Raw genomic sequence first — 19,220 nt, forward strand, 5'->3', positions numbered from 1 at the left:
TTATTGTGAAATACTTAACTTATTTAAATGGTTATCTATTTTATATTTAAATTAGAACTTATTTTTGAGATGAATATAAAGTATGGTATGTTTAATAAATATAAAGGGTGGTATTAAAGATGAACATACAGCTATATATCAGCGATCATTGTATTGCCTGTGAAGAAGTGATCGATTATTTTAATGAAAAGAAAATAAAATATGAATTGATTAACGTAACACACGATCAAGAGCGATTTGATGAAGTACTCCGATTAGGAGGGATTGCCACGCCATTAATCGTATGGAATGGAGAGGTTATATACACGTTTGATCCTAATAAGTTTGAAACGATTTTGGAGGGAAAAGATGGATAAATTATCGTATTTATCTCAAATAAGTGTTTTTGATGAACTACCGAAGGAAGACTTGATGGAGCTTGATAAAATGGCTCCGATGTCAACCATTAAAAAAAATACAATTATACAAACACCTGAGAAATATCGTGAAGGTATGTATTTTCTTAAGGAAGGCAAATTAAGACTTTATAAAATTAATTCAGAAGGAAAGCAGTTTACTTTAGGTATTTTAGGTAAAGGAAATGTATTTGGAGAAATTGATTCTTTTTCATTTGGTACAAAGGATGTTTTTATTGAAACAATAGAGGATTCATTATTATGTTCTTTAAGTAAAACTCATTTCGAACAATTTATTGAGAAATATCCAAAAGTAGCTTTAAGACTTTTAAAAGCTTTAAGTGATCGTTTAAGAGAACGAGATGCAATGCTGGAAAAACTCGCTTTTGGAGATATTCGTACACGTATTTTACATTTATTGCTTAAACTTTCAGAGCAGTTTGGCATTAAAGAGGGAGATTATTATAAAATTGATTTGCCACTAACTCATCAAGAGTTAGCAAACATGATTGGGGCCACGAGAGAATCCGTTAGTGTGTTGTTAAAGGATTTAGTGAAAGAAGAAATCATACGTACAGGTAGAAAATCTATTCATCTTAAAATGGAATTAGCACAAGAACATTTAGAATTAAGCGGGTAGTTCATCAATGTGAAATATCTTACAGAATTTAAATGAAATACTCAATATAATATGAATATAAATAAAAGTTATATAAATACAAAATACACTTTAAAGGAGTGGGAGAGATGGGAGCAGTCGTTTTAAATAAAGAAAACTTTGATCAAACCATATCACATGGAGTTACTTTAGTTGATTTTTGGGCTCCTTGGTGTGGTCCTTGTAAAATCCAATTACCTATAGTAGATGAATTAGCTGAAGAGTTAAAAGGGAAAGTAACTGTTGGTAAAGTGAATGTGGATGAAAATTCTGAATTAGCTGCAATATATGCAGTACAAAGCATCCCTACATTGTTAATATTTCAAAATGGTGAGGTCGTTGATAAAATGATCGGGCTACAAAGTAAGGATGTTTTAACTGAAAAACTAACTCAATCCATTAGTTAATAATGAAGATGTAAAAATGAAGAGATTGTTTTATAAGTAGTTGTATGAACTTATAAAATAAACTCTTCTTTTTTTTACAAACTATTTTTATTATATACTGTAGTCTAATCCTAAACTGTCCTTTAACATGTTAGTCCCTTCTTCAGTAAGTTGGACAGATCTATTAGTTGTTGATTTGACTATCCATTTTTGTTCCATGAAATGAGTAGCAATGGCTGCTCCTAACCATCCTGATATATGATATCGTCTCTCGCTCCAATCTAAACAAGGCTTTGCAAAAACTCTACGACTTTTACCCACATTATGAATCATAATTCCTAGGTCTTCAAACCATTCTTCTCCTTTTTTTGTAACTTCATATAGATCATTTTTTAAGATGATTAAATCTTGTTTTAATAATGCTTCAGTGATGTTCACTCCTAATTCACCAGCTAAATGATCATAACAAGTTCGAGCTAAGCGAACTTGCTTCATTTGGTCAGATTGCTTTAACGAACGAATTTGAACCGGGGGCGCTATAGTACCTAACTTTTCAATGATTTCTGCAACTTGTTCATTAGCTAATTTATAATAGCGGTGTCTTCCAAATTGTTCTACTTTAAGTAAATTTCCTTCCACTAATTTTGATAGATGTGAACTTACTGTAGGGTGTGATACCTTTGCTTTATAAGCTAATTCACCTGCTGGAAGTGCTTGTCCCCCCATTAATGATTCTAAAATGATAGCCCGAGTCGGTTCAGAAATTAGTTTAGCAATATATGAGATATTCGGATATGCATTCATATTTCGATGATACCCTAAATGATAATTGGTTACAATCATGTTTATAAACGTAAAGGAGGAATTAGATGAATTCTATTGATTTAGTGATCATGAATTTAAAAGAAACAAGGAGACGTTCTATCAAATTATGGAATGCTCTTCCAGATGAATGGATTGATTGGAAACCAGATCACAAAGCCATGTCATTTGGTGAAATGATTCGCCATGTTTGGGGAGGCAGTTATGGTTATCATATGATTTTAAAAAATAATGGATCTTTAAAAGAAGAACTGTGCAGACCTTATGATCAGGAACCAATTGTTTCAGTCCAAAAAGAGATTGAGTTGTCAAAACCATATTTTGATGACTTTATACAGTATGTAATGTCACTATCAACAGAAGAATTATCAACTAGAGTAATTGATAGAAGTGATGTTAATTATAAGCGCTATTTGGGGGATATGCTTTTACGGATAGCTTATCATGATTCTGTTCATACGGGTCAATTTCTACAATACTTAAGAATGATAGGGTTAGAAAGGCCATTGATATGGGACTGAGTTTAATAAAATATATTTAACTTATGCAAGCGTGTTTAAAAGTCGATCTGTTGTTTGAAATGGAATCGACTTTTTCTGAGTATTTATTATGTAAATAATTACAAAATAGTAAGTGTAATGTATAATAAAAAAATAAACTACCAATTTATGTTGTAAAAGTATCTTTTAGGAACTCCCCTCTTGTATATAATGAGAATTTAAGTATTGAAAATCTATCTTGATTAGGAAAAGGTGAGTAATATTATGGATAAAGCTAGAAGAACGCTTCAAAGTTTTTTTTATGAAAGAGAGTGGGAAAATTGTGAGTTCAAAGTCTTATATAATGATAAACCCCATTATATTAATATGGACTCTTTAATAGATTTAATAGTTGACCATACGCATCCAGAAATGCAACAGAAGGTATATGAAACAATGATTGATATTGAAAAAAAGGATGGAAATATGAATGCTTTTTTGAAACATTTATATAAAATTTATTTAATTTCACACTATCATGGGAAATCAAATCAATATTATATCGTTTTCTAAAAATTTTATGAAAGGTAAGGAAATGAATTGAAAGAAGTCGTCACCTCCAAACTAAATGAAGGTAGGTGACTTCTAGGTGAAATCCTTGTTATTAAAAAAAAAATAAAGAAATGTGCTATTTTTTAATGATCATAAATCATTAAATTTTTTTTAGAATATTTCTTCTTTAAGCGTTTAAACTCTTTACCAATAGGCTTTAACTTTTTAGGTTTATAATTAGAATTATGCTGTACCTTAATGTTTGTTGTACTTTTACTCTGGCTAATACTCCATTTTCTCCGTTTGTCTATTGTCTTCCTTTTTTTCTCTTTTTGGTTTAAAGAATAATTTTTACCGAGAGCTTTTCTATACTCCAACATTTTTTCAAAGATGGTTTTATCTTTTAAACGAGTAAATGGGATTATATCAGGTTTCGTATTTACTTCCAAGATCCAAGGATAAAGCTTTTGATCTAGTGCAATATCTATCCCGTTTTCTTTAATGTTTGGAAAAGCTTTATTCATTTGTTTTGCTGTTTCCACTCCGACTTTTTTTAGTGTGTTTATTAAGGCTTCTTTTTCATTTTTATTTGTACAAAAATGATCTAACAGTTCATCAATATCACAAACCCTCCCCCCACTACTTATATTAGTTACTATTTTTTTAGGATGAGATAATCTAACAAGAATTCCAGTTACCTCCCATTCAGATTGATAATTTTGTTGTACCATGACCCTTATGTCTGCATAACAGTCATTATATTTGATCATATCGATTCCTTTTTGTACGATATGCAACCGTTTTGAACTTTTAATATGTTCGTCTAGATCTTTATATAATGTTGTATATTCATAGTAAGATTTTATATTTAGATCGTTCTGTATTTCATAGATTGTTTTTTCATTTTGAATTCTTTTTTGAATTTTCATTACACCTTTTCCGGAAGAGCCTCTACTTGGTTTAACATATACTACAATATGTTTTTCCAGCATTTCATTTAAACTCTCATAACTTACTTTATTTGTTTCGGGAATATATTTTTTTAAGTCTAGTTTATTTATCAAAACTAATGTTTTTTTCCATTTGCTTGAAACGTATTTTTTATTATTTTGTTTTAAATCCATTGTTGGAATTACATCTCCTTTATTTTGCTGAGAAATTATTTTGAAATTTAAAAAATAATCCATAAAGTGGTTTTTTTGAAACTAAGAATAATTTATTGTACGTTGCAGCACGCATGATTGCATGTTTCATGGCCTATTTTAAATGATTAATTTTTACAAAAATTAAATAAACTGAATATTCATAAAAAATTATTTCAGTATGTTTAATTGTGCAATCAATTGAGGGCTTATCTTTTAGTGAGGGATTAAATCCCCTAAAGTCAAATTAAAGACTTAAAAGAGAAAACAAAAAAACACCAATAAAATCTGGTGTTTTATTTTGAGAAGTTAATATGTTTTAATTAAATTAACAATAATACAATTACTAGTAACAGGAATAGAGATAATACGAGGATGCCTCCTCCTCCAAAAAAGAAGCGGTTATTTTGCTGTGGATAATATTGTTGTTGTGGATAGTAGTGTTGTTGCGGATAGTGATGATGATTTGTGTTGGAGATTTGTAAATATAAATTATCTTGATCAACATTCACGATCGTTCCCTCAAATATTTGTCCATGTATAGTTTGAATTCTGACGGGTTTATTCATATGCTGCACCGCAATGTTATATGCTTTTTTTTTATAATTTTGCATAAATTCGACCTCTTGTCTAGAGGCTTGTAAAACGGTTTGCTCTTGTCGGTACATACTAAATCCTCCTCACCTCAATATACTTATATGTATTTGCCTAAGTGTGGTGATATGATGAAAATTTTTTAGATGAAAGGATGTATACATATGAAAATTGCCATAACTGGTGGTACTGGATTTATAGGAAAATATTTAACACATTATTTTTTATCGCAAAATCATAAAGTTTATATATTAACACGTAAACCTGATGCTTATGATTCAGATGATAACAACCTTAAATATATTGGCTGGTCAGTTGACTCTATAAGTTCATTAAGAGATAAACTGGAGGGGATGGATGTATTTATCAATTTAGCCGGTGAATCTATTAATAATGGTCGATGGACAGAGCAACAAAAGGAGAGAATTATTAACACTCGATTACAAGTTACAGATACGCTCTTGAAATTATTTAAAGACTTAAATGATACACCAAAATTATTTATCAACGCATCAGCTGTCGGGTACTATGGTACATCATTAAATAAAACCTATACAGAAAAAGATATTTCTACAAGTGATGATTTTTTAGCTAAAACAGTTCAAGAATGGGAAAAACATGCTTCAATAGCAAAGAATTTAGGAATTCGTACTGTTTACGCTCGTTTCGGTATTGTATTAGACAAACAAGAGGGTGCCTTACCTAAGATGGTTTTACCGTATAAATTTTTTGTTGGAGGGAAGGTAGGTACAGGTAAACAATGGTTATCGTGGATTCATATTAAAGATGTTGTAAATTTAATGAATTTTATTATGCATAATGAAGAAATTGAGGGTGCGGTGAATTTTACTACTCCTTTCCCAATACAAATGGATGGATTTGGAAAAACAATTGGAGAAGTACTTGGTCGTCCACATTATCTTCCTGCTCCTAGTTTTGCATTAAAAATGATTTTAGGTGAGATGAGCACATTAGTTTTAGACGGTCAGAAGGTGCTACCTAATAAAGCTCAACAATTGGGATTTAAGTTTGAATTTCCTACTTTAAGAGAAACCTTAACAGATATTTACCGTACATAAATTATGAATCTAAACGATGTTTTGAATGACTTTTAATAATTGAAGCAATTTTGTTTAGATTGTATTTATGATTCACCATATTTACTGTTAGATCGGCAGCTTTTTTTGGATTCATTAAAAAATCATAACCATTATAATCTAAAAATAACACCAAACATGCGAAGGCAGTTCTTTTATTTGCATTTTGAAATGCATGATTTTTTGCTAAGCTTTCAAATAATGCAGCTGCTTTATCAAATATAGAAGGATAGGCATCTTTTCCAAAAAGAGTATGTTGAGGTCTGAATATGGCTGATTCCAGTAGGGTATGATCTTTAATACCAACTTGTTCTTGTGGACTATATTGATTGATCAGCAGTTCATTTACTGCAATAACTTCTGGAATGGTTAGGAATTCAATATTACTCATTTTAGCGGTCCTTTAATTCTTTAAATGTTTCATCATATTGATCTACTATTTTCTGCATGGATTTTAGAAACTTTGGATTAAATCCCTTTGGTAAATCGACTTTATTTGTTTTTTTAATCGTAATTGTTTCCTCTTTTTCATCTACTACTACAGATACGTTATCACCTAAATCAGCATTAATTTTTTTCAAAGCGTCTGTCATTGTAACACCAAGACTATTTCCTATTTTTGTTACTTTACGATCCATTTCTTTTCTTCCTTTCAAATCACATTTTGTTATAATTGTTATAACAATTATAATTTATTTGGATAACAATGTAAATGAAGATAACTTTGGGAAGAGGTATTGATTTACATATACATCTTCCTCAAATCTTCTAGTTTTTCTTTGATAATGTCCACCATTTCTTGAGGTTGAAGAACATGAGCATTTTTACCCATACTAAAAAAATAATCTGCAAAGTACTCAATGTCATTTTTATCTATGTCCATGATTAATTCTCCGCTTCCATCATCAAACTTTTGAAGTTGTTTATCTAAATAAGTGTCCATTTGGCATCTTCGAAATCCTTCTTTAGTTAACCTAACTTTCAAATGAACTAGTGAAGTTGAATCTTTCCTTTTATCATGATGGTACCATTTAATAACATCAAAATTACTTAAGTCTACTCTATTTTGCTCCTCAGATTCTTCTAATGTTAGTATACGATCAGCTCTAAACAGACGAACCTCTAATCTTTTAAAGCAGTATGCAGGACAATACCAAAAACCATTTTGTGAATAAATCCCAATGGGCTGGATTCTACGACTACTAGTTTCATTTAAAGAATCATATGTAACCGTAATTACTTTTTGTTGAGTAGCTGCTTCTAATAATGACTGCAAATAAGGAGTTGATTGCTGTCTTGTAGGTGTCCAGAATACCATCCTATTTTTCATACTATCAATTCGTGCTTTTATATCTTTTGCTAGATGATGATAAAACTTATTTAACGCAGAAATTGAATCAGACTCAAACGGTAAATCCTTATAAAATTGTAATGATTGATAGGCAAAAAACATCGCAATCGCTTCTTTTTCAGTAAAAGTGATCGGAGGAAGCATCCTTTCCTTAAGTATTGTATATCCTCCTGCAGCTCCCACTTCTGAATACAATGGAACACCGAGTTCCTGTAAATCCAACAAATCTCTTTGAATGGTTCTTAAAGAAACATTAAATTCCTCAGCTAACTGTTTTGCTGTAAATTGACGTTTGTCATTAATATACATAATCAGTTCAACTAATCGTTTAGATTTATTCATTGTAATCTCCTATCTCCTTAATCTTTACGTATATATAAAAAAAACATTCAAAATTTGAATCAATTTTCATTATAAACAATTTTTCATAAAACTACGACATGATTTGTCATAATTCAATGGTATCTTTAGTTTGTAAGATAAAACAACGATTTAGGAGGAGTTATAATGAAAAATCAAACCCCAACGCTAGAACCTACTTTTGTTAAGAAGGATGAGTTTAAAATTGCAGGTTTACAGTGTCTTACTTTAATGGAACAGGACGAATATCAAAAAGATATAGGTCAATTGTGGGAAGAGTTTATGGGAACTTTGCCAAACATAAAAAATAAAACAAATGAAAGTAAGACTTATGGTTTATGCTTTGATTTTAAAGAAACAAATGAATATTCATACGTCAGTGGAGTTGAGATTGATGATCCAAATATTTCTTTGCCAGACAAAGTTGTTGTAAAAACAATTCCTGCAAGCCGATACGCTGTTTTTACTTATAAAGGTGATATGAGCGGGGTGGGTGCAGCTTTTAAGTACATATATGAAACATGGTTGCCTCAATCTGGTGAAGTACCTGAAGAATTTTCATTTGAGTTTTACGATGAAAGATTTTTAGGACCATCCAATAAAAATTCTGAAATGGATATCTATATTCCTCTTAAGTAATCAAGTATAGTGGGGGCTAAATTAACTTAGTTCCCACTTGAACAAGATCGAGAAGATTGTGACATGATCTCATTTTTTGCTATAGCTTCATTATAAATAATGGTAGCTCTTTTCCATCAGGAGATATTTTTAAAGGATATCCTATTGGTGATATTTCAAAGATTTCATAAAACATCTATATAATGAAATTATTTGTCGTTATAAAAAATAAAAGTTATTATATTAATATGCGTAACATTCAGGAGAAGGCTTCATCAACATTTCTTGCCACTACGAACCCTTCTGAACAATCTCTTAAATCGTCCACATAAAGGTTAATTTGTTTTTTCATATTTCACACCTCAACACTTATTAAACTCAAATTTAATTTTACTATATGTTCTCATCCGATAAAATTGCACATTTATGTAGTGAATTAACCCTTTTGATAATGAGTTGTTCAAAAATTCCCCATTCTAAAGATAAAGGCTCCTCTTAGTGAAAAACGCAATTTTGTGGAAGATGAGCTTTTCAATCACTATCATTTTTTTACTAAGAAATAACGAGAATATAGGGCTATGAGCTTGATAAATATAAAACATATGATATAAAATAACAAATGAAAAAACTCCCTAATATTACAGGTATACTCCACCATGAGAATAAAATCAATCCAAATACTGAGCTCATAAATAAATACCATGGAGTAATTAAAATAAAAATGGTTTTCCTTATTACTTCATAAAAAGGGAGATTATCATTCCAGCTTAGAAATTCGATAAAAGAGTTATTTTTCGTATACAAAGTCGCGTTTTTTATCCATACTGCCATAATAATAATTATAGCAATCCAAATAAACCATTTCATGACATAAGGAGCAATCCATAGCACATTAATACTTAAAAAAGTGTATTGTAAAAGATTTGAAATCATCCGAGAATCACGCACAAAAGCCTTGATATTAGATTCCACTAATACATTTACAATAGTTCTTTTCTTGAATAATTGTCGAGACTGCCTAAAGAGAATAGGTTTATTCCTTGGCAGCCACTTAAACCACCTTTTTTTAACATGATCTTTTAAAACCATGGATATAAACTTCATCTTTGCTTCTTGTTCTAAATAGACCTCATCTAAAAAAATTCCTTCTTTATGTAATCTTTTTATCATGAATAAAAGGATAATCATGAATAAAAGAGGGATGAAAATCCATATGTAGTTCATACATTTTAACACTATTAAAATGTAACCTATTCCACCCAATATAAATAACAAGCTTGAAACGATGAATTGTCTCCATTTTTTAAAACGGAAAAATAGCAGATCTTTAGAAATGATAATGAAGAGTTTCGTAAGTACACTGAAAAGAAATAAACTAATGAGTTGATTTACAGTGAAATCATAATGATATATGAACAATGGGCTTAAAAAAACATATACAAATAGAATAATTATGAAATGGAATATAATAGAGTACACAATTCCCCATGTCCTAATCGTATTTATCCACTTATGATATTGAATTAAAAATAAATGATCTCCGTCTTCTAAAAAAGTTCGAAGTCTCCCAGATGCTAAAAACAAAAAATAAATGATGGCAAGAAATAATAAAAGGGGGATGTTCTCTAACCAAAAAGGAATCTTTAACCACCAGGAAACATGTTGATACCCTATAAAAATCAATAGTGGTAAAACAAAATAAAGCGCTACAATCCAATCCACTACCAATTTAAATACATTCCATTGAAATTCAATTTCAGAAATTAATCTCTTCACAAATAATTTATTAGGTGATATCATTGTTCAATCATCCTCAATCTTTGTGTTTTTCAAAAATAATTCAAATAAACTTGCATCAACTGACATGTCACTTTGGTGTCTTAATTCCTGTAAATTTCCTTTTGCAACAATACTTCCTTGATTCAGACAAATAAAACGATCACATATTTTTTCAGCGGTATCTAATACATGTGTGGACATTAATATTCCAGCACCTCTATTTCTCTCATTTTCCAAATACTCTAAAAAAGTTTGAGTTGCGATTGGATCTAACCCAATGAAAGGTTCGTCTACAATATATACATCAGGAGAATGTAATAATCCGATAATCAGCATCATTTTTTGCTGCATTCCCTTAGAAAAGCTTGATGGGTAATGATGAATCACTTCCCTCATCTGAAATTGTTTAATTAGATGCTCTGTTTTTTTAGCAAACTCTTTTTGCGGTATGTCATAAGCAGCAGCAGCCAATTCTAAATGCTCCCATAAAGTCCAGTTTTCATAATATATTGGGTGTTCAGGGATATAACTGTAATTTTTATTAGGTCCTACAAATTGAATCTGTCCTTCATAATCTTTTATTAAACCAAGGATGCATTTTATCGTTGTACTTTTGCCTGCCCCATTCGGCCCAATTAAACCTACCAATTCCCCTTCCTTTATAGAAAATAAAATCTCTTCGATTACATTAGGTTTGTCAATATAATTTGCTTGATTGATTGAAACATTTAGTAATTCCAAACTAATCCCTCATTCCTAAATAGAAAAATTTGTTTCTATATTAACCTTTACGTAAGTTGAATATAACATGTTTCAAATTAATAGCTACTCACTTGAATAAAAGAAAATTCTAATCTTCAACAATACCAGCTAATAGGATGTCAAGAATAAACTTTAATAAAATAATTTAAGATGTTTTAAGATAAAAATAAACATACCAAAATACTCCTCCGTTAATATAACAGGAAGAAATTTCTTCAAATTAATTATTATGGTATAAATCACAAATGTCTCTTTTCGTTTTAATAAAATAAAAATCCAGTGAATAAGCTTGTTAGCACAAGCAATGATTGCAACTTTATGCGACCTTCAGAATTCATTAAGTCTAGGATTACGAGTGTTTATAAGTCCACATTGTACAGTTGTATATAGGACTTGCCTGAGCCTGCTAGAGCCTCTTTTCGTAATACGATTAATACTCGCTTTAAATTTGCCTGATTCATGTACACTAGGATCAATTCCTGCAAAAGCAACGAGTTTTTTAGGATTTTTTTAATCTAGGTCATATTATGCCTATACAAATTTATTCTTTTTTGAATAATATAAATTATTCAAAAAAGAAAGTAGGTGTAAAATAACATGGACTTTAAAAAAATAGATATATCAGAATTTCAATTCGATATTCCTACGAATTCTTCTACACCTGAAGGAGAAATTTCAAGAAATTCTAATAATCCTACTTTGGTTGCACAAATTACTTTTGATTGTCTAACATCAGGGGATCTCATATGGTTGAATAGCATTTTTCACGTAAATAGTGACAATTTAAATAGTATTCAAATATCTCACAGAATATTAAAAAATAGTATGCCGATTTATTCGGCAACGACAGAAGTTGATCACGAAGGTAATGATGATTTTGGACAAATATTTTCACAACAATATGTCGATGTCGTTACCACTCAAGAAAAAAATATAATTTATCAGGTCGTTGCTAATGTATCCCTTACTCCTAGTCCTGAAAGCGTTGGACTATTTGGTCCTATTACCTTTACTGGAACTCGATTAGTCAAAGGTAAAAAGGTTTTTTAAATTTATAACATATTGGTTAGAAGGAGTGAATATGTCCCTCTTTGAGGTGGTGGAGGGAGAGAAATCTGGTACGACATAGTCTATTCCCCTTTTTCGAGGGGGATGGAAAAACATCCTTTAAAGAGGAAGAACTAAAACGATATTAAGAAGTGGTTTGGGTTTCGATATGATGATTATTAATCCATAATTAACTAAAAATCCATGCTGTCAACTGGATCTAGTGCAGCAGTTAATATAGCATTCACATATTGTATGTCCCGAGAGATCATATTGTTTACAACAAGTACAAAAATGGTCGTTAGTACATTTGAGTATCATTTTATTTATTTTATTTTAATGTGATTTTTGTCTTTATCTGATATAGTTACTTGTGTAAGAAAATATGTGGTTATAAAACAGGGGGAAATCAATAAATGAATGAAACTCAAAATAAAAGTTCAAAATTATGGATCATCATGTCGCTTTTTATAGCGGGATTAATAGCTTTATCCATTGTAACTGTATTGAATACAAGTACAACAACTGCTAATGAAGAGCAAAACTCTGGAGATGAGAAAAATGAGCAAAAGGTATCCAAATCGGATTTTGTAGCAACTGTAAATGGTGAAAAAATTGGTAAGGACAAGCTTTTTGATTTAATGGTTCAACAATTAGGAAAAGAAACAACCGGTGCTTTAGTTCAACAACTCATTGATCAAACTTTAGTTTCACAAGAGTTAGAAAAAGAAGGATTAATTGTAACAGACGAAGAATTAGCAAATGGTATAGCTAAAGAAATTGAAAATTTTAAAGCTTCATTTGGTTCTGAAGAAGAAGTTGAAACTTATTTACTTCAATATGGAATGTCAATGGAAGATTACGAAAAAATTGTCGCAGATATTGTTCCATTCCAACTTGAGATTGAAAAATTATTTGAATCAAAAATTGATGTAACTGATGAGGAAATTGCAACTTATTATGAAGAAAATTTATCTTTCTATACAGAAGAAGAGCAAGTGAAAGCATCTCATATATTAGTGGAAACGAAAGAAAAAGCAGAATCAATCATGCAACAAATTAATGACGGTGCAGATTTTGCAGAATTAGCAAAGGAACACTCAATCGATCCAGGAAGTGGTGCTAATGGAGGGGATTTAGGTTTCTTTGGTCGAGATATGATGGTGCCTGAATTTGAGAAAGCCGCTTTTAATTTATCTGTTGGTGAACTTAGTGAAATTGTACAAAGTGAGTTTGGATTCCATATTATTAAAGTTACCGATAAAAAAGAAGCAGAAACTCCTACTCTTGAGGAAAAACAAGAGGAAATCAAAGAAGAGTTAATAAATGTAGAAACTAGTGAACAATACCAATTATGGATTGAAGAAGTTAAAGAAGGTTCAGAAATTGAAGTTTTATTTAACTAAGTTGAGATACACATAGATTAATAGCTCCATTCACTTTTGAGAAGAAGATGAATGGAGCTATTATTTTTGTTATAATGTAATGAATTCTCGCTTTGAGGGACTTCTATATTTGAAGGAAATTGAAATTAACTTTTATAGAAGGATTTGATGACATTTCCAAGAAGCTCCGATAGGAGCTTTTGTCTTATAATAATGAATACCATCATATCAAATAATAAGGAGCTTTATTTATGATAAAACATATCGTATTTTTCAAACTAAAAGACGGAAGTCAACAAAATATTGCTAAAACGAAAGATGTACTTCTAAGTATGAAAGGGAAAATACCAGTAGTACGCCACCTAGAGGTTGGTATGGATGTTCTTCGTTCGGAGCGTTCCTATGATTTATCCTTAATTGTAGAAGTAGAATCATTAGAGGATCTTGATCAATATCAAGTACATCCGGTTCATAAGGAGATCATTACGTACATAACGAAAGTTAAAGAATCTGTTGTTGTTGTAGATTATGAATTCTAACATCTTATCCGAACATAATGACATTTACCCAAAAAAGTGAAGCTAGCAAATTATGAAAAAGGAATGATGAAGTTGGAATTAAAAGATGTTATGGAAGCACTAACTATTTTGTTAGTCATAGTATTTACCTTTATATTTATCATTGGATGGGCAAAAGTTAAAAGTAAAAAACGAAATAAAAAATAATGAAGGAGGATAGATTCTATGTATTATGTCAATCAAAATCAAATTAATAAAAGACTTGAATTTCTCAATTGGCTTGTAGAAACTATACCCGAATCTTTAGAAAATAAACCCGAATCTGATAAAGCTATTCTATTCTTAGCACAAGAAAGAATTTTACACTTGGCATTAGAATCGGTGACTGACATTGGAAGTTATATAATTGATGGGTTTTTGATGAGAGACGCAAGCAGTTATGAGGATATTATTGAGATATTACATGGAGAAAAAGTGTTTCCATCTCATTTATTAGAGACGTTATTAGGTTTAGTGAAAATGAGGAAAAAATTAGTTCAGGAGTACTTTCATTTAGATCGAAATGAGATTTATCCTTTATTACATGAACTGCCAACAACTCTTTCAGAATTTTCAAACAGTATTTCAAATTATTTAAAACATGAACTTAATACTTAATAAAAACACCTTTTCAAACTTTTGATACATAGTTGTTTATTAATTTACTTATTCTATTAAATACGTTAAAATGAGGGTAAGTAAAGGGTGATGTAGAATGAACCAAGAAGCTTCCACTCGGAAAATGATACTTAATATGCTAAAACTTAAAAGTTCTTTAAGTGTCAGTGAAATGGCTAAGCAACTAAACATTACAGAAATGGCTGTCCGAAGACATTTAAATACGTTAGATCGTGATGAACTGGTTACTTCAGATTTAATTAGAAAATCAATGGGCAGACCTACACACGTTTATTCTCTAACCAAAAAAGCGGATGATTTATTCCCTAAAAACTATCATAAATTTACTTTAGACATTTTAGATGAGCTAGTAAGTGAATTTGGAAATGATGCAGTGGAGAAGCTTTTTGAAGGAAGAGAAAATAAACTCTTTTTAAAATATGATAATAGAATGCACGGGAAAGATCTAAAAAAGAAAGTTGAAGAATTAGTTGGAATTCAAAAAGAAACAGGTTATATGGCAGAGTATGATGTTGATGATGAAGGAAATTATATTTTAATGGAGTATAATTGCCCGATAGCCCAAGTGGCTGATCAATATCAACAAGCTTGCGACTGTGAGCTATCGTTATTTAAAAAATTGTTAGAAACAGATGTAGAGCGTACCGAATGTATTGCAACCGGAGGAAATAAATGTACTTATGTTGTTCAAAATAATGAAAATTGAAGCATATATTTCATTGAGGATAAAAAGTTATGGTTTAACTGAGTGAAGTGTTCAAATGTGAATACTTCACTTTTTTTGTGTCAAATCGGAGAGAACATTCTTATAATGTAGAGTATGAACTGGGCAATCGTCTAAATATAAATAAGCACTAATTGAGGTGAAGTCAATGATCATCAAAATTTGTTTGATTGTTATTGCATTGGCATTAAGTATATTGGTTATGCTTATAACTATTGCTTTTTTCAATGCTAAACGCTTTATAAAAAAAATAAATCTTGCAATTTCGAATATGAATAATCAGTTTGAACAAACGAGGTCTGAAGCACTTGACCTGATTCAAAACACTAAAAGAATTACATCAGAAATAAAAACAAATATCAATTCCTCAAAATCATTGGTTGATAATACGAATCAACTATTAAATTCCTTTAACCATATTGCATTATCATTACGGCAAATATCCGATACTTTTACAAGTAATATAGAAAATAAAGTGACCAGCACTAAAGTGAATCAACATGAAAAAACATCAGATGTAATAAATTGGGCCTCCGCTACTTTAGACATATGGAAAAAATGGAAAACATAAATTCTATTTGAAAAATGTATTTTACCATTGTAATTTTTAAGGAGAGGGTATAAATGTCAGATAAAAACATTAATAGCAAGGATTTTTTATTAGGTATAGTTATAGGAGGTGTTCTAGGAGCTGTTGCCTTTAAATTCTTGGGAGGACCGGGTAAAGAAACAAGCAATAATAATCATTCTTCAAGTACAACATCTAGTAGTGAGTCACCTTTAGAGGGAGTTGCTAACAATGTGTCTGTAAAAGCAAGAGCAGTATCAAGTACATTTAATGATGCAAGTACCGTATTCCCTATTAGTGATCAGTCACAAACACAATCAAATACAGACTCAAAAGATTTTATGGAGAAAATTGAAATATCAGATAGTTCACAAACTGATGATAAAAAATAAAGAAATGCATTAAAAGAATAAATATAGAAATAGACATGTGCCTACACCTTAAAGCCCTGAGATTCGTATTGTATAAGTAAAAGGTAAAAAAGGAGGGTGTAACATGTCCTGGTTTTCACGTGATTATATGAAGGATCTAGATCATTTTAAACAATCTTTTCAAAAAGCATTAAAAGTAAGTGAAGACATGGTTGGGAAAATTAATCAATTATTTTTGGATGGACCTAAAACAGAAGTGTTTGACAAAGGAAATAAAGTCATCATCATTTTAGAAGTGCCAGGTATTCAAAAACAAAAGAAAATTGATTTTTCAGTTCGATCGACAGGGAGAAGTATGTATTTGAAAGGTTTTTTAAATCAGCAAGTTAAAGCAAGCAATTATGGTCGGTTTTATAGCGAGAGAAGAAATGAAGATTTCACAAGATATATTCCATTACCTTCTCCTGTTAGAAGAAGACCTGCATCCATTATATATAAAGATGGGTTATTAAAAATGGTTTTTGAAAAAAAGAGAGATGCTTCTGAAAATAAGTGGTATGACTTCCACATCTAAAGATTATTAACAATGTAATCTCTGTTTATCTAAAAAACTAAAAAAAATGAAGTCCCGCATAATACGGGACTAATAAAATTATTTGCAGTCTTCAAAAAGCTCCGTAGGAGCTTTTGTTTTTATTAATTTATTTAAACGTATACTCCAGCTATTAAAATAATTACTAATAGGATAAAAAGTACTAATACTATCGCAGCACCAGACGCAACCCCATATCCTTTTCTACCACCATAAGCGCTCATATCTTTCCCTCCTTTTTATTAGGATAATATAATGTATTCAAAAATAATGTACTTTGGCATAGTTATCTATCCCTATTGTAAAAAAATAGACATTTATCCCGATTTAAGAGCTTGCAATGAATAAAATACTCAAATAAAACTTCTCAAAAAATAGCCTGCTCTTAGTAGTGATACTAGACTATAAAAGTAGGCACAGCTAATTATAAAAATATAAATGAATAATGAGTTTATCTAAAAATGATACTATCACACTGATAATTTAACTTCTTCAAATATATGTTTGTCATATTATGAAGTAATGAGAAAACGAATTTAGTATTATTAGTGGGGAAAGAATAACTTCCCCACTAAAGGAGTATTTAATAGTTAGATGTCGTTATACTGCGAAAGCTGCTGCTAAAATGATAACTAAAAGAATGAATAAAACTAATACTATACCAGCAGATCTGGCAATTCCGGATCCGTATCCACCACCGCATGCACTCATTTATTTCACCTCCTTTTAAACAGAATATACAAGAAAGAAATTATCTTCTGTATTTCACAAAGTGAGTTAAATCAAGTACATCAAATTAGGAGATATTTTAAAAATATTACTTAGATGAGTCTGGCAATATTCTAGATGAATTTACCTTACTGTAATTTACATCTGAATTAGACGAAGATACCTGCTGCTAAAATGATAACTAAGAGAATAAATAGAACTAACACTACAGTTGCGGTTCTTGCTAACCCACTTCCGTATCCGTAGCCACCACACCCATATGCGCTCATTTGCCACACCTCCTCCTTTAAAGGATAATATACAATATGATTTAATCACCTGTCCTGTATAGACGAATACCCTAATTACAAAAAATGGACGTTTGTCACTAGATCAAGATTGAATCCAAGCCTTTATTTTTGTATGATGTTCTTATAGGGGCTTTCAGAAATTATGGAGGATCATGATGTTAACTATAGATCAAGTATTAAAAATGTTGTCTGAACAAGGGTTTAGAATTACAGAACAACGCAAATCATTAATTGAACTTTTTGTTGAAAATGGTAGTTATTTAACAGCAAAAGATGTTTATAAATACATGTCTAATCAATATTCAGGACTAAGTTTTGATACAGTTTATCGTAATTTACGACTTATGAAAGAAGTTGGTGTGATTGAACAGTTTGTATTTGAAGATGGGATTAAATTTAAAATACGTTGCGCTGAGGAATCTCACCATCATCACTTAATATGTTTAGAGTGTGAGAAAACTTATTCTATACATTATTGCCCAGTTCAATATGTACCGGAGTTGCCAGATCAATTTCAAATCGTTAATCATAAATTTGAATTGTATGGATTTTGTAAAGATTGTCAAAATTAAATAATGAAGGGGAGGAAGACGATGACAATGTTGAAAAAGCTATGGATGGCACCTATTCATTTTTATAGGAAATTTATTTCACCAATAAAACCTCCAACGTGTCGTTTTTATCCTTCATGCTCACAATATGCATTAGAAGCAGTTGAAAAACATGGAGTAGTAAAGGGAACAACACTTAGTGTAAAGAGAATTAGTAAATGCCATCCCTTTCACCCTGGTGGTGTTGATCATGTGCCCGAAAAATAATAAACTTGACATATATATGATTCATTATGTATATTTTAATAAATTAAAATCATATCCAATGAATGGATAAGTACGACTTATGCACTATGACAGAGAGCCGGAGCTGCTGAAAACCGGTATAGATGCAATGTTGGAAAATGGTCCAGGAGGGTTTGTCGTCGAGTAGTTTTATTCGTGAAACAATAAGGCGATAACGGATTCCTACGTTAAAAGGTAGTCATTGACTTACTGAGCCTTTTGCTTGCAAAAGTAAAGGGGAAGTTGGGTGGTAACACGTGAGAGAGCTCTCGTCCCAAAAGGATAAGGGTTTTTTTGTTGTTATCGAACGTGCACTGTGGAACGCTGGAAGCTCGTTATTAAATTTAATAATGGTCATGGTATTTTAAGTATAATTCTATTCGTCCTATGTTGCAAATAGCGGGAAATAACGGTCTTATTTTATAATTTTCAAGAGAAATGGATAAATAACGGGTTAAAGTGGCCTTAACTTGATCTCAGATCTCAA

General features: G+C 30.7%; 30 protein-coding genes, 1 pseudogene and 1 other annotated feature. Of the genes and pseudogenes, 18 read left to right on the plus strand and 13 right to left on the minus strand.

The window, feature by feature from the left end:
• Positions 1–119 precede the first annotated feature (119 nt).
• From VQL36_RS06660 to trxA, 3 genes are all read left to right on the plus strand, one after another.
• Complete coding sequence (locus VQL36_RS06660; RefSeq protein ID WP_349248554.1) at positions 120–356, plus strand: glutaredoxin family protein; 237 nt, start codon at positions 120–122, stop codon at positions 354–356.
• Complete coding sequence (locus VQL36_RS06665) at positions 349–1,035, plus strand: Crp/Fnr family transcriptional regulator (protein ID WP_349248555.1); 687 nt, start codon at positions 349–351, stop codon at positions 1,033–1,035. The genes VQL36_RS06660 and VQL36_RS06665 overlap by 8 nt, the downstream gene beginning before the upstream one ends.
• Before the next feature lie 107 nt (positions 1,036–1,142).
• A complete protein-coding gene (trxA, locus tag VQL36_RS06670; RefSeq protein ID WP_349248556.1) occupies positions 1,143–1,460 on the plus strand; it encodes a thioredoxin in 318 nt (105 codons plus the stop codon).
• Positions 1,461–1,550: 90 nt separating this feature from the next.
• Here trxA and VQL36_RS06675 read toward each other — a convergent pair whose 3' ends face one another.
• The gene (locus VQL36_RS06675) at positions 1,551–2,243 is read right to left on the minus strand and encodes a winged helix-turn-helix domain-containing protein (protein ID WP_349251139.1); all 693 of its coding nucleotides are present in this window, start codon (positions 2,241–2,243) and stop codon (positions 1,551–1,553) included.
• Positions 2,244–2,308: 65 nt separating this feature from the next.
• Here VQL36_RS06675 and VQL36_RS06680 point away from each other — a divergent pair, with 65 nt between their 5' ends.
• Both VQL36_RS06680 and VQL36_RS06685 read left to right on the plus strand, forming a co-directional pair.
• Complete coding sequence (locus tag VQL36_RS06680) at positions 2,309–2,782, plus strand: DinB family protein (protein ID WP_349248557.1); 474 nt, start codon at positions 2,309–2,311, stop codon at positions 2,780–2,782.
• A gap of 243 nt (positions 2,783–3,025) precedes the next feature.
• Positions 3,026–3,313, plus strand: coding sequence for a hypothetical protein (locus tag VQL36_RS06685; protein WP_349248558.1), 288 nt, complete (start codon positions 3,026–3,028; stop codon positions 3,311–3,313).
• A 122-nt stretch (positions 3,314–3,435) separates the two neighbouring features.
• Here VQL36_RS06685 and VQL36_RS06690 read toward each other — a convergent pair whose 3' ends face one another.
• Positions 3,436–4,479: a YheC/YheD family protein gene (locus VQL36_RS06690; protein WP_349248559.1), complete on the minus strand. Its 1,044-nt coding sequence runs from the start codon at positions 4,477–4,479 to the stop codon at positions 3,436–3,438.
• 278 nt (positions 4,480–4,757) lie between these two features.
• Complete coding sequence (locus VQL36_RS06695) at positions 4,758–5,102, minus strand: hypothetical protein (protein ID WP_349248560.1); 345 nt, start codon at positions 5,100–5,102, stop codon at positions 4,758–4,760.
• A gap of 90 nt (positions 5,103–5,192) precedes the next feature.
• Here VQL36_RS06695 and VQL36_RS06700 point away from each other — a divergent pair, with 90 nt between their 5' ends.
• Positions 5,193–6,107, plus strand: coding sequence for a TIGR01777 family oxidoreductase (locus tag VQL36_RS06700; RefSeq protein WP_349248561.1), 915 nt, complete (start codon positions 5,193–5,195; stop codon positions 6,105–6,107).
• A gap of 1 nt (position 6,108) precedes the next feature.
• On the opposite strand, the gene VQL36_RS06705 is transcribed toward VQL36_RS06700, so the two are convergent.
• The 3 genes from VQL36_RS06705 to VQL36_RS06715 form a co-directional block, all read right to left on the minus strand.
• Entirely contained in the window at positions 6,109–6,516 is a 408-nt protein-coding gene (locus VQL36_RS06705; RefSeq protein WP_349248562.1) for a type II toxin-antitoxin system death-on-curing family toxin, read from the minus strand.
• 1 nt (position 6,517) lies between these two features.
• Positions 6,518–6,763 carry an AbrB family transcriptional regulator gene (locus VQL36_RS06710; RefSeq protein ID WP_349248563.1) on the minus strand — a complete coding sequence of 82 codons (246 nt, stop codon included), beginning with the start codon at positions 6,761–6,763 and terminating at the stop codon, positions 6,518–6,520.
• Positions 6,764–6,867: 104 nt separating this feature from the next.
• Entirely contained in the window at positions 6,868–7,818 is a 951-nt protein-coding gene (locus VQL36_RS06715; protein ID WP_349248564.1) for a YafY family protein, read from the minus strand.
• A gap of 165 nt (positions 7,819–7,983) precedes the next feature.
• Here VQL36_RS06715 and VQL36_RS06720 point away from each other — a divergent pair, with 165 nt between their 5' ends.
• Positions 7,984–8,475, plus strand: coding sequence for a GyrI-like domain-containing protein (locus tag VQL36_RS06720; RefSeq protein ID WP_349248565.1), 492 nt, complete (start codon positions 7,984–7,986; stop codon positions 8,473–8,475).
• A gap of 238 nt (positions 8,476–8,713) precedes the next feature.
• Here the strand turns inward: VQL36_RS06720 and VQL36_RS21140 are convergent, their stop codons facing one another.
• The 4 genes and pseudogenes from VQL36_RS21140 to VQL36_RS06735 all read right to left on the minus strand — a co-directional run.
• The gene (locus VQL36_RS21140) at positions 8,714–8,806 is read right to left on the minus strand and encodes a cyclic-phosphate processing receiver domain-containing protein (protein ID WP_413789486.1); all 93 of its coding nucleotides are present in this window, start codon (positions 8,804–8,806) and stop codon (positions 8,714–8,716) included.
• 224 nt (positions 8,807–9,030) lie between these two features.
• Positions 9,031–10,230 (minus strand): ABC transporter permease, encoded by a 1,200-nt coding sequence (locus VQL36_RS06725; protein WP_349248566.1) that lies wholly within the window; start codon positions 10,228–10,230, stop codon positions 9,031–9,033.
• 27 nt (positions 10,231–10,257) lie between these two features.
• Complete coding sequence (locus VQL36_RS06730) at positions 10,258–10,974, minus strand: ABC transporter ATP-binding protein (protein WP_349248567.1); 717 nt, start codon at positions 10,972–10,974, stop codon at positions 10,258–10,260.
• Positions 10,975–11,238: 264 nt separating this feature from the next.
• Positions 11,239–11,502: pseudogene (locus VQL36_RS06735) on the minus strand (transposase); the annotation flags it as partial.
• A 90-nt stretch (positions 11,503–11,592) separates the two neighbouring features.
• On the opposite strand from VQL36_RS06735, the gene VQL36_RS06740 reads away from it, so the two are divergent.
• From VQL36_RS06740 to VQL36_RS06780, 9 genes are all read left to right on the plus strand, one after another.
• The gene (locus VQL36_RS06740) at positions 11,593–12,045 is read left to right on the plus strand and encodes a hypothetical protein (protein WP_349248568.1); all 453 of its coding nucleotides are present in this window, start codon (positions 11,593–11,595) and stop codon (positions 12,043–12,045) included.
• A 413-nt stretch (positions 12,046–12,458) separates the two neighbouring features.
• Positions 12,459–13,448, plus strand: a complete 990-nt coding sequence (locus tag VQL36_RS06745; protein WP_349248569.1) for a peptidylprolyl isomerase — start codon at positions 12,459–12,461, stop codon at positions 13,446–13,448.
• Between the two features lie 230 nt (positions 13,449–13,678).
• Positions 13,679–13,966 carry a Dabb family protein gene (locus VQL36_RS06750; protein ID WP_349248570.1) on the plus strand — a complete coding sequence of 96 codons (288 nt, stop codon included), beginning with the start codon at positions 13,679–13,681 and terminating at the stop codon, positions 13,964–13,966.
• 36 nt (positions 13,967–14,002) lie between these two features.
• Entirely contained in the window at positions 14,003–14,152 is a 150-nt protein-coding gene (locus VQL36_RS06755) for a hypothetical protein (protein WP_349248571.1), read from the plus strand.
• 18 nt (positions 14,153–14,170) lie between these two features.
• Positions 14,171–14,602, plus strand: coding sequence for a DUF86 domain-containing protein (locus VQL36_RS06760; protein ID WP_349248572.1), 432 nt, complete (start codon positions 14,171–14,173; stop codon positions 14,600–14,602).
• Positions 14,603–14,699: 97 nt separating this feature from the next.
• Complete coding sequence (locus VQL36_RS06765) at positions 14,700–15,329, plus strand: metalloregulator ArsR/SmtB family transcription factor (RefSeq protein ID WP_349248573.1); 630 nt, start codon at positions 14,700–14,702, stop codon at positions 15,327–15,329.
• A 166-nt stretch (positions 15,330–15,495) separates the two neighbouring features.
• Entirely contained in the window at positions 15,496–15,918 is a 423-nt protein-coding gene (locus tag VQL36_RS06770) for a hypothetical protein (RefSeq protein WP_349248574.1), read from the plus strand.
• Between the two features lie 53 nt (positions 15,919–15,971).
• Positions 15,972–16,307, plus strand: coding sequence for a hypothetical protein (locus VQL36_RS06775; protein ID WP_349248575.1), 336 nt, complete (start codon positions 15,972–15,974; stop codon positions 16,305–16,307).
• A 103-nt stretch (positions 16,308–16,410) separates the two neighbouring features.
• Positions 16,411–16,860, plus strand: a complete 450-nt coding sequence (locus tag VQL36_RS06780) for an Hsp20/alpha crystallin family protein (RefSeq protein WP_349248576.1) — start codon at positions 16,411–16,413, stop codon at positions 16,858–16,860.
• Positions 16,861–16,991: 131 nt separating this feature from the next.
• Here VQL36_RS06780 and VQL36_RS06785 read toward each other — a convergent pair whose 3' ends face one another.
• From VQL36_RS06785 to VQL36_RS06795, 3 genes are all read right to left on the minus strand, one after another.
• A complete protein-coding gene (locus VQL36_RS06785) occupies positions 16,992–17,102 on the minus strand; it encodes a sporulation protein YjcZ (RefSeq protein ID WP_349248577.1) in 111 nt (36 codons plus the stop codon).
• Positions 17,103–17,478: 376 nt separating this feature from the next.
• Positions 17,479–17,589, minus strand: coding sequence for a sporulation protein YjcZ (locus tag VQL36_RS06790; RefSeq protein ID WP_349248578.1), 111 nt, complete (start codon positions 17,587–17,589; stop codon positions 17,479–17,481).
• Between the two features lie 167 nt (positions 17,590–17,756).
• Positions 17,757–17,876: a sporulation protein YjcZ gene (locus tag VQL36_RS06795; RefSeq protein WP_349248579.1), complete on the minus strand. Its 120-nt coding sequence runs from the start codon at positions 17,874–17,876 to the stop codon at positions 17,757–17,759.
• A 176-nt stretch (positions 17,877–18,052) separates the two neighbouring features.
• On the opposite strand from VQL36_RS06795, the gene VQL36_RS06800 reads away from it, so the two are divergent.
• Both VQL36_RS06800 and yidD read left to right on the plus strand, forming a co-directional pair.
• Positions 18,053–18,469: a Fur family transcriptional regulator gene (locus VQL36_RS06800; protein ID WP_349248580.1), complete on the plus strand. Its 417-nt coding sequence runs from the start codon at positions 18,053–18,055 to the stop codon at positions 18,467–18,469.
• A 21-nt stretch (positions 18,470–18,490) separates the two neighbouring features.
• Positions 18,491–18,715, plus strand: coding sequence for a membrane protein insertion efficiency factor YidD (yidD, locus tag VQL36_RS06805; RefSeq protein WP_349248581.1), 225 nt, complete (start codon positions 18,491–18,493; stop codon positions 18,713–18,715).
• A gap of 49 nt (positions 18,716–18,764) precedes the next feature.
• Positions 18,765–19,013, plus strand: a binding site (T-box leader).
• Positions 19,014–19,220: the final 207 nt, after the last annotated feature.

The sequence above is a fragment of the Chengkuizengella sp. SCS-71B genome, from assembly GCF_040100845.1.
Classification (GTDB): domain Bacteria; phylum Bacillota; class Bacilli; order Paenibacillales; family KCTC-33759; genus Chengkuizengella.

Excerpts from the sequence above, each read along its gene's own strand:
- VQL36_RS06660 (WP_349248554.1), top strand. The coding sequence starts at position 120 with ATGAACATACAGCTATATATCAGCGATCATTGTATTGCCTGTGAAGAA.
- VQL36_RS06665 (WP_349248555.1), top strand. The coding sequence starts at position 349 with ATGGATAAATTATCGTATTTATCTCAAATAAGTGTTTTTGATGAACTA.
- trxA (WP_349248556.1), top strand. The coding sequence starts at position 1,143 with ATGGGAGCAGTCGTTTTAAATAAAGAAAACTTTGATCAAACCATATCA.
- VQL36_RS06675 (WP_349251139.1), bottom strand. The coding sequence starts at position 2,243 with ATGAATGCATATCCGAATATCTCATATATTGCTAAACTAATTTCTGAA.
- VQL36_RS06680 (WP_349248557.1), top strand. The coding sequence starts at position 2,309 with ATGAATTCTATTGATTTAGTGATCATGAATTTAAAAGAAACAAGGAGA.
- VQL36_RS06685 (WP_349248558.1), top strand. The coding sequence starts at position 3,026 with ATGGATAAAGCTAGAAGAACGCTTCAAAGTTTTTTTTATGAAAGAGAG.
- VQL36_RS06690 (WP_349248559.1), bottom strand. The coding sequence starts at position 4,479 with ATGGATTATTTTTTAAATTTCAAAATAATTTCTCAGCAAAATAAAGGA.
- VQL36_RS06695 (WP_349248560.1), bottom strand. The coding sequence starts at position 5,102 with ATGTACCGACAAGAGCAAACCGTTTTACAAGCCTCTAGACAAGAGGTC.
- VQL36_RS06700 (WP_349248561.1), top strand. The coding sequence starts at position 5,193 with ATGAAAATTGCCATAACTGGTGGTACTGGATTTATAGGAAAATATTTA.
- VQL36_RS06705 (WP_349248562.1), bottom strand. The coding sequence starts at position 6,516 with ATGAGTAATATTGAATTCCTAACCATTCCAGAAGTTATTGCAGTAAAT.
- VQL36_RS06710 (WP_349248563.1), bottom strand. The coding sequence starts at position 6,763 with ATGGATCGTAAAGTAACAAAAATAGGAAATAGTCTTGGTGTTACAATG.
- VQL36_RS06715 (WP_349248564.1), bottom strand. The coding sequence starts at position 7,818 with ATGAATAAATCTAAACGATTAGTTGAACTGATTATGTATATTAATGAC.
- VQL36_RS06720 (WP_349248565.1), top strand. The coding sequence starts at position 7,984 with ATGAAAAATCAAACCCCAACGCTAGAACCTACTTTTGTTAAGAAGGAT.
- VQL36_RS21140 (WP_413789486.1), bottom strand. The coding sequence starts at position 8,806 with ATGAAAAAACAAATTAACCTTTATGTGGACGATTTAAGAGATTGTTCA.
- VQL36_RS06740 (WP_349248568.1), top strand. The coding sequence starts at position 11,593 with ATGGACTTTAAAAAAATAGATATATCAGAATTTCAATTCGATATTCCT.
- VQL36_RS06745 (WP_349248569.1), top strand. The coding sequence starts at position 12,459 with ATGAATGAAACTCAAAATAAAAGTTCAAAATTATGGATCATCATGTCG.
- VQL36_RS06750 (WP_349248570.1), top strand. The coding sequence starts at position 13,679 with ATGATAAAACATATCGTATTTTTCAAACTAAAAGACGGAAGTCAACAA.
- VQL36_RS06760 (WP_349248572.1), top strand. The coding sequence starts at position 14,171 with ATGTATTATGTCAATCAAAATCAAATTAATAAAAGACTTGAATTTCTC.
- VQL36_RS06765 (WP_349248573.1), top strand. The coding sequence starts at position 14,700 with ATGAACCAAGAAGCTTCCACTCGGAAAATGATACTTAATATGCTAAAA.
- VQL36_RS06770 (WP_349248574.1), top strand. The coding sequence starts at position 15,496 with ATGATCATCAAAATTTGTTTGATTGTTATTGCATTGGCATTAAGTATA.
- VQL36_RS06775 (WP_349248575.1), top strand. The coding sequence starts at position 15,972 with ATGTCAGATAAAAACATTAATAGCAAGGATTTTTTATTAGGTATAGTT.
- VQL36_RS06780 (WP_349248576.1), top strand. The coding sequence starts at position 16,411 with ATGTCCTGGTTTTCACGTGATTATATGAAGGATCTAGATCATTTTAAA.
- VQL36_RS06785 (WP_349248577.1), bottom strand. The coding sequence starts at position 17,102 with ATGAGCGCTTATGGTGGTAGAAAAGGATATGGGGTTGCGTCTGGTGCT.
- VQL36_RS06790 (WP_349248578.1), bottom strand. The coding sequence starts at position 17,589 with ATGAGTGCATGCGGTGGTGGATACGGATCCGGAATTGCCAGATCTGCT.
- VQL36_RS06795 (WP_349248579.1), bottom strand. The coding sequence starts at position 17,876 with ATGAGCGCATATGGGTGTGGTGGCTACGGATACGGAAGTGGGTTAGCA.
- VQL36_RS06800 (WP_349248580.1), top strand. The coding sequence starts at position 18,053 with ATGTTAACTATAGATCAAGTATTAAAAATGTTGTCTGAACAAGGGTTT.
- yidD (WP_349248581.1), top strand. The coding sequence starts at position 18,491 with ATGACAATGTTGAAAAAGCTATGGATGGCACCTATTCATTTTTATAGG.